Below are 14116 nucleotides of genomic sequence, written 5' to 3'. Positions count from 1 at the left end.
AAAGCGTCGTTTTCCCTTTCCTTACAAATCAATGACTGCTGATAGATCACCAAAGTCTGTGCGAGACTTTGGCTCTACGGGAAGGGAAAAGCGGGGTTTTCCCTTCCCTCACGGATCGCTGACATATTTGCCGGTCATCGATCCGGGCGCCCTTCCCAGGCGCGGCTTGTCATTGATTTGGGCGCCCCGCGCGGGGCGCGTTGATGGACTTTTTGCGAGTCCATCATCTTTAATTGCCACACAGTTAGCGGACATCTCATTTGCATCATGAATAAAGCGGGCTAGACCCTGGACCCCAGACTCCAGACCCTTCCTTAACCGTTCCCCCTGCCCTTCGTCAGTTCCTGGATGGACAGGACCATGGCCACGTGGCGGGCGAAGAACTCCAGCATGGCCACCGTCTCTTCCGGTATCGGCTGGCGGGTGTATTTGCGATCGGCCCCGATGACCCCGAGGACGACACCCCGGTGGTCGATGAGGGGTACGATGACAAAGATCCTGGAGCGTATCGCAGGGATGCGGCTGTAGGGTTCCGCCAGTCTGAACTCGTCCGGTACGGTCCCCTTGCCGTTGTAGAAGATGGTCCTCCCCTCCCGGAAGGCCAGGGAAATGGCCCCTCCCCTTTCATCCACGGGAACCGCGATCTCTCCCAGGGGATAATACCCGATCCCCACCGAGGTCCGGCACTGCAGCATCGTGCCATCCTCACCAGGGAGAAAGAGGTTGAGCCGGTCCAGCTCAAAAAGCTCCTTGGCCATGATATCCTGTGCCCTGTGGATGACAGCGGAGATATCGCCCTCGGCAAGGAAGGCTGAACTCAGTTCCTGCTGGAGTTCGTGGAGACGGGTCAGGTGGCGGTTGCTCTCCGACAGTTTCCGGTTGCTTCTTCCGAGGTCCCTGTGGAGTCGCAGCAGCTCCAGCTCCATCTCCACCGTATCCATGAGGGCCGAAAGAACCTCGACCTGCTCGTCGAGGAGGAAAGCCTCTGAGGCGGGAAAGGCCAGGACGAGGGATACCGAGGTACGATCTTCATAACATCGGACGAAGTACCGGAGATCGACCTCTCCCAACTCTTCCACCGTATCCGTCACCCTGGCTCCGTCGCTGCCGCAGCCGGGGTCGATGCCGAACTCCCAGACGGCATCCTTGAGGACTTCCGGGGGATCGCCCTTGCTTCGAACCACGATCCCGGGTTTTTCAGGGGAACTGCGGTGGACAAGGAAAACCCAGGGCGCCTCGCACACCTGGCCCGCATGGCTCAGGATCGCCTTGTAAACGGAGTCGTACTCAACCGATCCCCTCACCTCCATGACGAACTGGTGCAGGAGAGTGATCTCCGCGAGGCGCCGCTCCTTGTCGGCATTGGCCTTCTCAAGAGCCGCCGTGTACCGGCGGACCTCGTTGTGGGTCGAGGAAAGCTCTTCGGTAAGCCGCCGGGCCCTCTCCTTTTCCCTCATGGTCTTAAGGCCGATGAACTTGAGCAGGACCGCGAGGAACCACAGGAGGCCGATCCGGACCATGAGGTCGAACCAGTGAGTGTCCCGGCCCGCCTGTCCCACGGCCGCCAGGTAGGCGACGGAGGACACGCCGGGGATCATTACCGTCTGGAGCCACGAAAAGTAAGGCGCCCGGATGGCCACGATGAAGTACAGAAGGAGGTAGAACTCGTTCTCCGCTCCTCCCGACATCCCGATAAACGCCCCGGCAAAGAGGATGTCCATGTAGGTGAAAAGGCCCGGTTCCCGCCGTAGACCTCTCCGCCACTTTTCCCATACGAACACGGTGACGGCGTAAAGACAGAAAAGGAAACCGAGGACCTGGACTTCCAGGGCGAACTTCCCGGGCTGTGCCAGCAGCTTCCACACCAGGACGACAACCGCGAAACAGCCTCTCAGGGCAAGCCTCTGCAGGTAGGGAGAAAAGTGGCGCCGATCCATCACGGATGCCCCATTCGGCTGAAGAACCGCTGCAGGCCCCGGGTCACCATGGCTATGGTCGGATAATCGATATTGAACGCGTTATCAATGGCGGAGTGTCGGATGTAGTTGGGATAGTCCGAGTACCACACGGTCCTTACCCCCCTCGCGGCAAAGGGAGTGTGGTTGCTCTTGCCGCTCTTGGAACGGACCTTGTCGGCATGGTATCCCATGTCTTCGAAGACCTGGACGGCCAGCCCGGTGAGCTGTTCGTCCATGACCGCCTCCCGGTCACGGACGATGAAGCAAAGGTTCGGCCACCCCACGGCATCGAGATTGACCATGGCCTCGACCTCCCTTAACCGGTTGGACCTGTAAAGCAGGTCGGCGTATGCTTCCGCACCGATGCATCCCTCCTCCTCACAGTCCGCGAACAGGTATCTCACCGGCAGGCTTGCCTCGGAATCGCAGCCGTTTCGTATAAAGGCCAGCATGGCGGCCACGCCGGAAGCGTCGTCACTGGCCCCGGGGGTGCGGGGGCGGCTGTCGTAATGGGACGCGAGCAGCGCGTAAGGGCTCCCGGTACCGGGCCGGGCTGCCTCGATGTTGCGGCACCGGATCTTTTTCCTTCTGGACTTCAGGGAAAGTCTGATCCTCCCGCCCCCGGCCTCGAGGATCCTCTCGGCCATGGACTTGCGGATGGAAATTCCCGGAATGGGAGCAAGGGAGTAATCGCACGCACCCGAGTAAAGCTCGTCGATATAATCATTGTACCAGATGAGGGAGGACGCGCCCTTGATGGCCGCCTCTGCCACCTTGGCGGTTTCGTGGCTTTTCCAGAGCCTGGCAAGGTGAGCCTTGCCCGCGATCCCCTCCAGGGAATCGTAATCCTCCTCCCGGGCGTGTCCCACGGGGACGATGTCCGCGACAAGGTTCTTCACGGAAGGTGAGCCGATACCCGGCATGCAGTCCACCGTTTCAAACCCCTTCCCGAGATCGACCTGAAAGGACCACCTGGCCGGAACGGTCATATCTACAGTGAACGGCTGGACGGTCACTTCCAGACCCCACGACCGAAGGAGACGCCGGATCAGGGCAAAGGACGCCTTATGTCCCCTGGATCCGACGAACCGGTCCGGACCCACCGAGGTGAGGGCATCCACGTATCCTTTCAGTTCCTTTTCAAGCGGCGTGTCGGAAAACGTCTTTTCCATTTTCTGGTCAGTACTCCAAAGGCCCGCCGGCGGCAAGCCCCTCGAGTTCGGTAATGAGATCGTCCAGTTCCCTGATCGTATTCAGTTCGTGGTCCGGTACCAGGTTCCTGGCCGCCCCGGCGTCGGCAAGGGCCTCGCCGTACCGCTCCAGTTTTCCCAGGATCCGCGCCCGGGTGTCCAGGTACGGATAGCTGGGAGCAGGATCCAGGAGCAGGGCCCGGTCCACCAGGGCCAGGGCTCTTGCCGCATCGTCCCGCCCCATCTCCACCCACGCCAGGTTGTTAAGGACCACGGGGTTCTCCCCTCCCACCTCGAGTGCCTTTCCGAGGCGGGCCGCTGCCTTGTCCAGATTCCCTTCCGAGTAGTCGATCTCTCCGAGCATGGCCCAGGCCTCCGGTCTCCCGTCGTCCTGGTAAAGAGCGTCCTCGAGAAGCGGAACGGCCCGGCCCGTCTGGCCGGACTGGATATAGATGGAGGCGAGACGGACCCTGTCGTCGTAGGGCATCTGCAGGGAAGTCCGTCTGTCCGGCCCGGCGCAGGAAACAACAGACAAAAGCAAGGCACCAGCGAGTACTGTTCGGAAAAAGTAACCAAAAGTCATCGGACCATCTTTTCCCAACTTATTTCGCGACCCTGTCAAAAGTCAGCATCCACCTGCCGGATCCGGACCACATACCGTCGAACCTCTTTTCATCCATCCATGTCAGGCGCCCGTCACCCCACAGGATGAAAAAGCCCTTCCGGGAGGAAGAATAGCCGGTGACCACGATGAAGTGCCCTCCCGACCCGACCAGTGCGGGGTAGCGGAAAAGGACGATGACCGGCCCCGATTCCAGCTGATCCTGAAGGTTCGAGGCCGAGCCGCTCAACTGCCGCGCCGGCAGGCCTGATCTCGTGGCTTCCAGGAAAAGGTCCATGGTAAGTGTGCCGCCGGCCCCCGGACTGTACAGGCGCCGACTCATCTCGCCGGCGTCGGTCTCGATCCCCATGAAGTCCTGCACAGCCGCCAGGGCGTAGGGACCGCACTGCAGGGGCTCCTGGATATAGGGGGTAACGTCATGGAGCCTGACCGCTTCCGGGAACCGGTCAGGCTCCATGATCCGCAATGAGCAGGACAGGATAAGCGGCAGCGAGCACCAGACGGCGATCCAGCCGGCCCGGTGCAGGAACCCGCATCCCGGTCTCCGGGGAAATCCGTTATCAGCAGTGCCGGAAAAAATTGCAGATCCACCATTCTGATCTGCTCGAAACTCCGGCTGTTGAAGCATTTTCCGCATGGATGGAGACCGATCAATCAGCTCTCTTCAGATAAAACAGGGTCCGTACTCCAGGACCCTGTTTTATTTGATAGTGATCTCCTTGTCCATGAGCTTGATGATGAGGATGATGATGAGTACCAGGACAGCAAGGCTGACGAGCGTCCCGACTCCATCACCGCCTGCCTGCAGTTTCCCGACGTCGGCCATGACGGCCTGGCGCTCCTGGACGGTCAGCGAATCCAGTCGGGCCCGGATCTCCTCCGAAGACAACCCGAGAGCTGACAGGCGCTCGGTGAGCAGCTCATTTTCGAGGGCGGCCCTTATCCCGTCCACACTGGTCACGTCCATTTGGGCCAGGGCATTTTCGGAAGGGGATATGAATGCCGCCTGGGCCGCAGAGGGCAGGGCGGCGGCGCCTGACAGGACCAGTACGAGGTAAAGGCAAACCACCTTGACGGCAGGCATCTCAAGAATCTTTTTCACATGAATCTCCTTTCAGACAGGTTCATCTTCCCGGCCCGGGTCCGGCAGGTCCAGGGCCTCGTCCATACTCCCCGAACGGAGCCCTTCCAGGTCGAGGGTGATGTAACGATACCCCAGCCCCTTGAGGGACGCAACCACCTGTTCGGCCAAACCGCCGGAAAAAAGCCTGGCCATGTCATCCGGCGGGATCTCGATACGGACGACGGTGCTTCCGCCATCCGAGTGGACCCTCAGCCGGAGGTCGGGGAACCCGGCGTCCACCAGGAATTTTTCTCCCTTACGGACCCTGTCGATCTCCTCCTTCGTAAGGAATGTGCCGTAGGGAAATCTGGTGGCAAGGCAGGGCGCCGACGGGCGATCCCAGGTGGGAAGCCCGGCCTGGCGGCTCAACTCCCTGATCCGGTCCTTGGTCAGGCCGGCCTCCCTCAGGGGGCTGCGAACACCTGACTCCTGGAGGGCGGCGATCCCGGGACGGTACTCGTTGACGTCGTCGGCATTGGTTCCGTCCAGGACCCAGGGGATCCCGTCCGACCGGGCCATCTCCGTCAGTTTGCCGAAGATGAGCAATTTGCAGTGGTAGCACCTGTCGGGGCTGTTTCCCGAAACTTTCCCTGACAGAAGGGGGTTCAGAGCGGTGGTGCGGACGTCGGCTCCCATATCCCCTGCCGTCCTGACCGCATCTGAAACGGCCCCTTCCCGCATCAGGGGATGGTCCACCACAACAGCGGTCACCGCATCGGCTTTAAGGATTTCGAGACAGGAATACAGGAGAAAGGTGCTGTCCACACCGCCGGAAAAGCCCACGAGGACCTTCCCCATCTGGCGGATGATATCCTTGAGAACATCGTGTGGAGTCACTTGCGGATCACCTCTGACGAGGATATGGGATGGTCCGGAAACAGGTCAGGCGATCCGCCCCGAGTGACGGGCCGCCGGTTACACCGGGCGTGACGGGCGATCAGAGGTATCAATCAGATTTGATGGACTCGCAAAAAGTCCCGGATTGGACTTTTTGCGACTCTATCAGATCTGATACGTGTAGGGGTGGTCATATTCCCGTTCCACACCAACGATGCGAGCCCTGGCGCAAAGGTCGCTGATAGTGATGGCGTCGAAGAAATCGCCGATCTGGTTGCTGATATCCAGCCACATCTTCTGTGCGACGCAATCATCCGATCGGGGACACTTCTTTCTGGGCGCTTCACTGGCGCAAAAGACAAGTTGAAAAGGTCCTTCGGTGGCTCTTACAATGTCTCCAAGGGTGATGTCGGCCGGGTCCTTGAGAAGGTAATACCCGCCGTTGGGGCCCCGCTTGCTCCCCAGAAGACCGGCCTTCTTGAGCTTCTGGAAGATCTGCTCAAGGTACCGGGGGCTGATCTGCTGGCGCCTCGAGATATCCTTGATCTGGGTGGGAAGACCCACTGAGTGGTAAGCGATATCGAACAATGCACGGACGCCGTATCGGCTCTTGGTGGAAAGTCTCATTCGTAATTACCCCTTTTTTTACGGTTATAATTTCTTTGAAGATATTTTTTTACAGTTGTTTTGTCAAGTTTAAACACGGAATCCGGTCGGGCCTGGATTCCGTGCCTGCTCCCCCAATGCCCCGGATAGTCCCTGATACCGCCGAATCCAGGTCTTCCCCAAAGGCAAAAGTGAATGCCTATTTTGGTTTATAGCTGACCGCTGATTCCTGTAAGCTGAGAACACCATGAATCTGAGAACTCTCAACCGCTGGGATCTGACGCCAACCGAAGCGGTCAAGGTCCAGAGGGAGCTGGCGGCAAAGGTCCGTGGAGGGAAACTGCCGGAGGTGAAAACGGTCCTGGGTGTGGACGTTTCGTACCGGAGGCGGGAAAAGGAGTTCCTCGCTGCGGCGCTCCTTCTGGCCGTTCCGGAGATGACGCCGCTTCGCTCCGTGACCGCCAGGGGCACCACCCCTTTCCCCTACGTGCCGGGCCTGCTTTCCTTCCGGGAGATCCCTCCCCTCCTTCCCCTGCTGGACGAGATGCCCCGGCCCGATCTCATCGTGGTGGACGGCCACGGCATCGCCCATCCCCGAGGAATGGGGCTTGCGTCCCACATCGGGCTCCTCACAGGCGTTCCCACTGCCGGATGCGCAAAGAGCCTGCTGACGGGCAAGTGCGATGAGCCGGGGCCGGTACCGGGAAACAGCTCGCCAATAACACTTAACGGAAAAACCGTCGGCTATGCCTTGAGGAGCAGGAAGGGGTGTAAACCGCTGTACATCTCCCCCGGGCACCTCCTGGATCCGGCCGAGGCGGTGAAGGCGGTGACGAGGTGCCTGAGGGGGTACCGGCTGCCGGAAGCTACCAGGCTTGCGGATAAGTTAAGCAAGGAGAAAGGGAATGAATAGTGTCTGGTGTCCGGTGTCTGGCCCAACCGTTGATGACTTCGCAAAAAGTCATCAACGCGCCCCGCGTGGGGCGCCCAAATCAATGAAAAGCCGCGCCTGGGAAGGGCGCCCGGATCGATGACCGATGAAAGCAGCCGCGCCCGGGGAGGGCGCCCGGATCGAGTGCCAATGGCTGTGTGTTCGATCCGTGAGGGAACCGAAAACCACGCTTTTCGGTTCCCGTTGAGCCAAAGTCTCGCACAGACTTTGGTGATTATCAGCAGTCACCGTGAGGAAAGGGAAAACCACGCTTTTCCCTTTCCCCAGGACATCAATGAGCCAGGAAAAGTTCCGCTTGGACTTTTTGCGACCCTATCAACCGTTTGTCATTGCGAACCGCTTAAACAGTCAGTTTCATTACTCTCCCTTTCCCCTCCGAGGGATAGGGCCGGGGTGAGGGGGAAGGCTTTCCCCAAATGAAGAAATCTCGGGAAGTACAGCTGACAGCTATCAGCTGAAAGCTTTAAGCTAAACCTGAGAGCATGAAGTTGATAGCTGAACAAAAAACCGGGCATCGCCCGGCAATTTCCTGGATCTTGGATTTCTTGTCGCGTCGTAGCTGAAAGCACAGACGGATGGATCTTGGATCATTCTGAGATCTGAGATGTGAGATCTGAGATCACAACTTCCATTCGACTTTGATCCCGGCCGCCGCTCTGCCGTGATGTTCCAGCACCGGAATGAGCGTGAAATCCGGCTCCCTCCCGTTCCTCCTCGATCTGCCGGCGATGGTCCTGCCGATGGCCGTCCCGATGACAGAGCCCAGGAAAACGTCCGAAGGCCAGGCGTCTTCATGATAGACGCGGCTTACGGCGGTCCCGGCGGCGAGGGCGTAGTAAAAGAGCGCCTGGTGCCATGGCGCCTCGTAGGCAAAAACGCTGGCAACGGAAAACACCAGGGAAGAGCTTATGTCCGGCATGGAGTGGTAGCGGTTGAACGGATCGAACTGGTCGGCCGTCGGGCTGTCGCCGGGTCCCTCGTGGCCAACGATAAATCCTGAACTGGCGCTGATGAGGGCGGTGATGGCAAGGGCTTCAAAACCGGCCAGGGACCTGGATTTCAGTTCCTTGTCGTCAAGGAAGTAGCCCAGGAGGTAAAGCCCTGCCGTGGTTTCCGGGACGTGCCTGCTCAGGACTCTGAACCTTTCGTACATCTTGTCGTTGCGATCGTCCCGCGTATCGATGATGTCGGCAGCGTAATCCTCGTCATGGTTGAGGAGGAACAGGGTCGTCAGAACGGTCAGACCTGTCAGGGCGGTATTCCTTGGGGTGACCCTTACAGGTGAGGAAAGGACGTATTTCAGGTCCTTGTCAACCTTCTCCATGATCATCTCGAACGCCGGGTCCAGGATCGGAACCGGTTCGTCGGGACGGATGACCCTCAGCTGTCTTTCGGAACCGGCGGCGCCCTGGTCCTGCCCCTCCACCGGGCCGGCAGACACAAGCAGCAGGGCGCACATTGCCGCCATGGTGCCCCAGGCTTTCACCCCTCGAGTTCTCCTTCCGGATCGCTTTGAGCATCCCCGGGCCGGCCATCGCCGCTTTGGGAAGCAGGTTTGGGCCCCAAGTGGGTGACCTCGCCGAAGTTGCTCACGTCACCCGGCATCACCACCCCCGCCGAGATGATCATCCTGAACGCCTCGTCAACGCTCCAGTTGAGGGGGATCAATTCATTTTCGGGAACAACCACAAGGTATCCCGAGGTGGGATTGGGCGTCGTGGGGACGAAGATCGTCATGGACCTGCCCGGGATTCTGTCCTTGATCTCTCCCCTGGCTTCACCGGTGATGAAGCCGATGCTGTAGATCCCCTTCCTGGGATACTCAAGGAGGATGGCCCTTCTGAAGCTGTCCTGTCCCTTGACGAACACGGCCTCCATGATCTGCTTGGTGGAAAAGTAGAACCACCGTAAAAGGGGGATCTTTTCCAGGATCTTCTCACCGGTGGAGATCAGCTTCCGTCCGGCCACGTTGGCCACCAGGGCCCCGATGACGAAGATGATTGCCACCGTGAGGATAAGCCCGAGGCCGGGGATGGGGAACCCGATAAGGGCCTCCGGACGGTACATCGGGGGGATAAGCCTGAGAGTACGGTCGGTCCAGTGGAAGAGGGACAGGAGAACCCACCACGTCAGAGTGAGGGGGACCAGGACGAGAAGCCCCGTCAGCATGTATTTTTTGATGGCCGTTCTCAGGGTGTGCACGAATCTCTCCCCGTGTCTGATGGTGAACCGTGTCGAGCAAAAAGTCCCGGACTGGACTTTTTGCGGCGTCATGACTGCCGGAAGAGACTCTATTCTATGGGAGCAACAACCTGTTGACAAGGCGGGAATAGGAGGAACCCGAAGAATTTTCATCCCCCGCCTCGCAAATTGGCTCGAAGAGACTTTTTGCGAGGTTATCTATGACCGCCCCTTGATTTTTAATCGAGGAGGGTTATATTGCCCCTCTACTGGCACTCACAATGTGAGAGTGCTAATTCGGAAAACCGGAACAACAGACACGGTTATCAGGCTTTCAGGATACTGTCCCGGTACGGGACGGTGCCTGGACAGACAACAAGAGGAACAATCCAGAACCTAGAGGAGGACCAGAAGATGAAGATCAGACCGCTTCAGGACCGTATTCTCGTCAAAAGGATTGAGGAGACGGCGAAGACAAAGGGTGGCATCATTATCCCCGACACCGCTAAAGAAAAGCCCCAGGAGGGCAAGGTTGTTGCCGTTGGCAAGGGCCGCATCCTGGAGGACGGCACCCAGAGGGCTCTGGACCTCAAGGTCGGGAACAAGATCCTTTTCGGCAAGTACGCCGGAACTGATGTGAAGATCGATGACGAAGACTACCTCATCATGAGGGAAGATGACGTTCTCGGCGTTATCGAGAAATAATCCCACAAACAATAGTCCAGGAGGGATATCCCAATGAGCAAGATCATCATGTACAGCGAGGACGCCCGCAAGAAGCTGCTTGCCGGTGTCAATGCCCTTGCCGACACCGTCAAGGTGACCCTCGGTCCCAAGGGCCGGAACGTTATCATCGAAAAATCCTTCGGCGCCCCCACCGTCACCAAGGACGGCGTGACCGTTGCCAAGGAGATCGAGCTGGAGGACAAGTTCGAGGACCTCGGCGCCCAGATGGTCAAGGAGGTCGCCAGCAAGACCTCCGATATTGCCGGTGACGGCACCACCACCGCCACCGTCCTCGCACAGGCCATCTACCGCGAGGGGATCAAGAACGTGACCGCCGGCGCCAACCCCATGGACGTCAAGCGCGGCATCAATGCAGCCGTGGCCGCCGTGGTCGACCAGCTTCACAAGATCAGCAAGCCCACCAAGGAGCAGAAAGAGATCTCCCAGGTCGGCACTATCTCCGCCAACAACGACGCCTCTATCGGTGAGATCATCGCCGAAGCCATGAGCAAGGTCGGCAAGGAAGGCGTCATCACGGTGGAAGAGGCCAAGAGCATGGAGACCTCCCTGGAGGTGGTGGACGGGATGCAGTTCGACCGCGGTTACCTGTCCCCCTATTTCGTGACCGACCCCGAGCGCATGGTGGCCGATCTTGAAGAACCGTACATCCTGGTGTTCGACAAGAAGATCAGCGCCATGAAGGACCTTATCCCGCTCCTCGAGCAGGTGGCCCGCTCCAACCGCCCCCTTCTCATCATCGCCGAGGACATCGAGGGCGAAGCCCTTGCCACCCTCGTGGTGAACAAGATCCGCGGGACCCTGTCCACCGCCGCCGTCAAGGCTCCCGGCTTCGGTGACCGCCGCAAGGCCATGCTCGAGGACATCGCCGTCCTCACCGGCGGCCGCGTGATCTCAGAAGACGTCGGCATCAAGCTCGAAGCTGTTACCCTCGAGGACCTTGGCCAGGCCAAGCGCGTCACCCTCGACAAGGACAACACCACCATCATCGACGGCGCCGGTGCCAAGGGAGCCATCGAGGGCCGTGTAGCCCAGCTCCGGGTCCAGATCGATGAAACGTCCTCGGACTACGACCGTGAAAAGCTCCAGGAGAGACTCGCCAAGCTGGTGGGCGGTGTTGCCGTCATCAAGGTCGGTGCTGCCACCGAGACCGAGATGAAGGAGAAAAAGGCCCGGGTCGAGGACGCTCTCCATGCCACCCGCGCGGCCGTCGAAGAGGGCATCGTTCCCGGCGGCGGTGTCGCTTACCTGCGCTGCATGGGTGTCCTGGACAAGCTGAGCCTCCCCGAGGAAGATCAGCAGATCGGCGCCAACATCGTGCGCAAGGCCCTGGAAGAGCCCCTTCGCCAGATCATCGCCAACGCCGGCCTCGAGCCTTCCATCATCGTGGACGTGGTGAAGAAGAGCAAGAAGATCAGCTACGGTTTTGACGCCGCGAAGGAAGAGTACGGTGACCTTTTGGAACTCGGCATCATCGATCCCACCAAGGTGACCCGCTCGGCTCTGCAGAACGCCGCTTCAATCGCCGGCCTCCTGCTGACCACCGAAGCCAGCGTAGTCGAAAAGCCCGAACCGAAGGGCGACATGGGCGGAATGGGCGGCGGAATGCCTCCCATGGGTGTGCCTGGAATGTAAAAAAATAGTTGGGCTCGAAGCCCCACTATTTTTAGTTCAAAGTAGAAAGTGGAAAGTTCCAAGAAAGCCCGGAGCGTTGAGCTCCGGGCTTTTGATTTTGGCATTAAAGCTTTTGATTCCCGGGATTGCCTCATCACGCCGAGGCCGTTATTCGCAATGACGCCAGCCTGCGGCTGGAGTTTATGGTTTATGGTTTATGGTTTCAGGTGAGACCTTCCCCCGCGTCGCCCGGTCGAGGGGAGCACTCTACTTCTCTGTTTCCGCCAGGACCTCTTCGAACACCCGGGTAAACCGCCCACTCTCCATGGACGCGTCGAACTCCCCCAACCAACGGCGGATGTATGCCGTGTCAACATCACGGTTGCGTAGCAGCACGGATCTAACGTCTTCCAGGTCCCGCGGTCTCCCGGCAAAGATCAGGGAGCCATGAGACACCCGCGCCCAAGGTCACGTCGATGTCTCTTGTCAGGCGGGGTTCCCCGTATAAAAGGACCGCCTGGCCGCCGATAATCATGTAGGGGATCTTCCTTACGTTCAGGGAAGCGGCGATGCTGGCGATTAATTCCTGGAACATGAATTCAGGATCCGTGCGACAGCGATATCGGTCTCGATCCCTTCCATGGGATCGGCGGGGGGAAGAACCCGCAGTTCACGCCCCTCCTCCCACAGGCGGGTGAAAATATCCAGTGCCTGGCTGTGATCCAGCCGGCCCTCCCTGCGGGCCAGATCGTCATCGAATTTACTTTTCGCGTCAAAGTCCCTGATCATTAAAAACCTCCGAAACTATTGACTATTTTATCCTTTTAACGGTTTGCGGGCAATAACGGGCCCGAGCCTTTTAATGATTCCAATCCCCGGTTGGAGTTCAGGGTTCAGGGTTCGAGTTTCAGGTTTCGGGTGGAACCTTTTCCCCACGTCCCTGCGTCCCCGCCTGTCCCGAGCCACGCCGGAGGCGTGGTCGAAGGGCTTCCACTTTCACCTTTATCCTCCCCGCCGCAACACGCACATCCAGTCCCTCGCCCACTTCAACCTGGTCCGGCCCCCTCACGATACTACCATCCTTTTTGCTGACAACAGAATATCCGCGGTCTAAAACTGCCTGGGGGCCGAGGGAGTTTAAAAGCCCGGCCAGGTGTTTCAGGTCCGAGCGGCTTTCCGCCAGGCGGGACCGGGTGTGGCTGACGAGGCGGAACGACAGGTCGTCGAGGCGCATGCGCCCCTGGTCAAGGATGTGGCGCGGATGGACGAGCCTGGACCCGACGGCGGCGAGCTGTTCCCTGGCCTCGCCCACCGCGAGGCGGGCTGCCGAGGAAAGCCTGCTCCTGTAATACTCCAGGCCCGCGAGAAGATCATCCCTGCCCTGGGTGACCAGTTCGGCGGCGGCAGAGGGCGTGGCTGCCCGGGCGTCCGCGGCCAGATCTGTCAAAGCCACGTCGGTCTCGTGTCCCACGGCCGAAACGACCCGAATCGGACAATCGGCCACTGCCCTGACCACCCGCTCGTCGGAAAAGGCCAGCAGGTCCTCGTAGGAGCCTCCACCCCGGCCGATGATGATCACATCGATTTCCTCATCAGATGCCGAAAGGTCGGCAAGAGCCTGGACCAGGGATTCGGGGGCATCCCGGCCCTGCACGAGAGCCGGCGCAAGAAGGACCCTTACCGGCGCATCCATATTCCTGATCACTTTCAGGATATCCTGAATGGCGGCGCCCGTGGGGGACGTGACGACACCGATGCAGGCCGGGTAAGTGGGCAGGGGCCGCTTGCGGTCCGGATGGAAAAGCCCCTCGGCATCGAGGGCCTGGCGCAGCTGCTCCAACGCCTGCCGGATGGCTCCGACCCCCCGGGGCTCGATGTCCTCAACGATGATCTGGTAGTTGCCCCGGGCCTCGTAAACGGTCAGGCGCGCTAAAAGAAGCACGTGCATCCCGCCTGCCGGGAGGAACGGCAGGCGCCCGGCATCCCGCCGGAACATCACCGCCCGGATCTGGGTGTTTTCATCCTTGAGGGTAAAATAGAGATGCCCGCTGGAAGCGGCATTGAAATCGGAGATCTCCCCTTCGACCCAGAGGGGCGGGAAGGCTGCTTCCAGGGCGCCCTTGATATGGCGTGTCAGTTCGGTGACGGTGAGGGGTGTCGAACGATCCACAGCGGCGGCTCCTTCAGACTTTGCTTCCCGAACCTGATGGACTCGCAAAAAGTCCAATCCGGGACTTTTCGCTCCACGGAAAGGGAAAAGCGTCGTTTTCCCTTTCCTTACAATGACTG

General features: G+C 59.6%; 16 protein-coding genes. 3 read left to right on the top strand and 13 right to left on the bottom strand.

Going from position 1 to position 14116, the window contains the following annotated elements:
* Nucleotides 1-314: 314 nt before the first annotated feature.
* The 7 genes from P1S46_08220 to P1S46_08190 all read right to left on the bottom strand — a co-directional run bounded on the left by P1S46_08220 (nucleotide 315) and on the right by P1S46_08190 (nucleotide 6357).
* Complete coding sequence (locus tag P1S46_08220; protein ID MDF1536468.1) at nucleotides 315-1937, bottom strand: GAF domain-containing protein; 1623 nt, start codon at nucleotides 1935-1937, stop codon at nucleotides 315-317.
* Nucleotides 1937-3130: a M28 family peptidase gene (locus P1S46_08215; GenBank protein MDF1536467.1), complete on the bottom strand. Its 1194-nt coding sequence runs from the start codon at nucleotides 3128-3130 to the stop codon at nucleotides 1937-1939. Before P1S46_08215 ends, P1S46_08220 begins: the two co-directional genes overlap by 1 nt.
* 7 nt (nucleotides 3131-3137) lie before the next feature.
* Entirely contained in the window at nucleotides 3138-3683 is a 546-nt protein-coding gene (locus tag P1S46_08210; protein MDF1536466.1) for a tetratricopeptide repeat protein, read from the bottom strand.
* 67 nt (nucleotides 3684-3750) lie between these two features.
* Nucleotides 3751-4227, bottom strand: a complete 477-nt coding sequence (locus P1S46_08205; protein MDF1536465.1) for a cysteine peptidase family C39 domain-containing protein — start codon at nucleotides 4225-4227, stop codon at nucleotides 3751-3753.
* Between the two features lie 243 nt (nucleotides 4228-4470).
* Nucleotides 4471-4872, bottom strand: coding sequence for a PA2779 family protein (locus P1S46_08200; GenBank protein ID MDF1536464.1), 402 nt, complete (start codon nucleotides 4870-4872; stop codon nucleotides 4471-4473).
* A gap of 12 nt (nucleotides 4873-4884) precedes the next feature.
* Nucleotides 4885-5730, bottom strand: coding sequence for an ATP-dependent sacrificial sulfur transferase LarE (larE, locus tag P1S46_08195; GenBank protein MDF1536463.1), 846 nt, complete (start codon nucleotides 5728-5730; stop codon nucleotides 4885-4887).
* A gap of 165 nt (nucleotides 5731-5895) precedes the next feature.
* Entirely contained in the window at nucleotides 5896-6357 is a 462-nt protein-coding gene (locus P1S46_08190) for an Rrf2 family transcriptional regulator (GenBank protein MDF1536462.1), read from the bottom strand.
* 226 nt (nucleotides 6358-6583) lie between these two features.
* Between P1S46_08190 and P1S46_08185 the strand changes: the two genes are divergently transcribed.
* Nucleotides 6584-7249, top strand: a complete 666-nt coding sequence (locus P1S46_08185; protein ID MDF1536461.1) for an endonuclease V — start codon at nucleotides 6584-6586, stop codon at nucleotides 7247-7249.
* A 658-nt stretch (nucleotides 7250-7907) separates the two neighbouring features.
* On the opposite strand, the gene P1S46_08180 is transcribed toward P1S46_08185, so the two are convergent.
* Together P1S46_08180 and P1S46_08175 are read right to left on the bottom strand one after the other, a co-directional pair.
* Nucleotides 7908-8774: a phosphatase PAP2 family protein gene (locus tag P1S46_08180; protein MDF1536460.1), complete on the bottom strand. Its 867-nt coding sequence runs from the start codon at nucleotides 8772-8774 to the stop codon at nucleotides 7908-7910.
* Nucleotides 8771-9490 (bottom strand): DUF502 domain-containing protein, encoded by a 720-nt coding sequence (locus P1S46_08175; protein ID MDF1536459.1) that lies wholly within the window; start codon nucleotides 9488-9490, stop codon nucleotides 8771-8773. Before P1S46_08175 ends, P1S46_08180 begins: the two co-directional genes overlap by 4 nt.
* A gap of 393 nt (nucleotides 9491-9883) precedes the next feature.
* On the opposite strand from P1S46_08175, the gene groES reads away from it, so the two are divergent.
* Both groES and groL read left to right on the top strand, forming a co-directional pair.
* Nucleotides 9884-10174 (top strand): co-chaperone GroES, encoded by a 291-nt coding sequence (groES, locus tag P1S46_08170; protein MDF1536458.1) that lies wholly within the window; start codon nucleotides 9884-9886, stop codon nucleotides 10172-10174.
* Nucleotides 10175-10207: 33 nt separating this feature from the next.
* On the top strand, nucleotides 10208-11848 hold the full coding sequence (gene groL, locus P1S46_08165) for a chaperonin GroEL (GenBank protein MDF1536457.1): 1641 nt from the start codon (nucleotides 10208-10210) through the stop codon (nucleotides 11846-11848).
* A gap of 246 nt (nucleotides 11849-12094) precedes the next feature.
* On the opposite strand, the gene P1S46_08160 is transcribed toward groL, so the two are convergent.
* The 4 genes from P1S46_08160 to xseA form a co-directional block, all read right to left on the bottom strand.
* A complete protein-coding gene (locus P1S46_08160; protein MDF1536456.1) occupies nucleotides 12095-12223 on the bottom strand; it encodes a hypothetical protein in 129 nt (42 codons plus the stop codon).
* Nucleotides 12224-12227: 4 nt separating this feature from the next.
* Entirely contained in the window at nucleotides 12228-12422 is a 195-nt protein-coding gene (locus P1S46_08155) for a hypothetical protein (protein MDF1536455.1), read from the bottom strand.
* Nucleotides 12407-12616 carry a hypothetical protein gene (locus P1S46_08150; protein MDF1536454.1) on the bottom strand — a complete coding sequence of 70 codons (210 nt, stop codon included), beginning with the start codon at nucleotides 12614-12616 and terminating at the stop codon, nucleotides 12407-12409. The genes P1S46_08155 and P1S46_08150 overlap by 16 nt, the downstream gene beginning before the upstream one ends.
* A gap of 118 nt (nucleotides 12617-12734) precedes the next feature.
* Nucleotides 12735-13997, bottom strand: a complete 1263-nt coding sequence (gene xseA / locus P1S46_08145; GenBank protein MDF1536453.1) for an exodeoxyribonuclease VII large subunit — start codon at nucleotides 13995-13997, stop codon at nucleotides 12735-12737.
* Nucleotides 13998-14116: the final 119 nt, after the last annotated feature.

This window comes from bacterium (assembly GCA_029210545.1).
Taxonomy (GTDB): domain Bacteria; phylum BMS3Abin14; class BMS3Abin14; order BMS3Abin14; family BMS3Abin14; genus JARGFV01.
This window is presented reverse-complemented; position numbering and strand designations above follow the sequence as displayed.

Bases quoted from the DNA above. Each gene is read 5' to 3' on its own strand.
- P1S46_08155 (MDF1536455.1), bottom strand. From the start codon at position 12,422: ATGTTCCAGGAATTAATCGCCAGCATCGCCGCTTCCCTGAACGTAAGG.
- P1S46_08220 (MDF1536468.1), bottom strand. From the start codon at position 1,937: ATGGATCGGCGCCACTTTTCTCCCTACCTGCAGAGGCTTGCCCTGAGA.
- P1S46_08215 (MDF1536467.1), bottom strand. From the start codon at position 3,130: ATGGAAAAGACGTTTTCCGACACGCCGCTTGAAAAGGAACTGAAAGGA.
- P1S46_08190 (MDF1536462.1), bottom strand. From the start codon at position 6,357: ATGAGACTTTCCACCAAGAGCCGATACGGCGTCCGTGCATTGTTCGAT.
- P1S46_08205 (MDF1536465.1), bottom strand. From the start codon at position 4,227: ATGGAGCCTGACCGGTTCCCGGAAGCGGTCAGGCTCCATGACGTTACC.
- P1S46_08185 (MDF1536461.1), top strand. From the start codon at position 6,584: ATGAATCTGAGAACTCTCAACCGCTGGGATCTGACGCCAACCGAAGCG.
- groES (MDF1536458.1), top strand. From the start codon at position 9,884: ATGAAGATCAGACCGCTTCAGGACCGTATTCTCGTCAAAAGGATTGAG.
- groL (MDF1536457.1), top strand. From the start codon at position 10,208: ATGAGCAAGATCATCATGTACAGCGAGGACGCCCGCAAGAAGCTGCTT.
- P1S46_08150 (MDF1536454.1), bottom strand. From the start codon at position 12,616: ATGATCAGGGACTTTGACGCGAAAAGTAAATTCGATGACGATCTGGCC.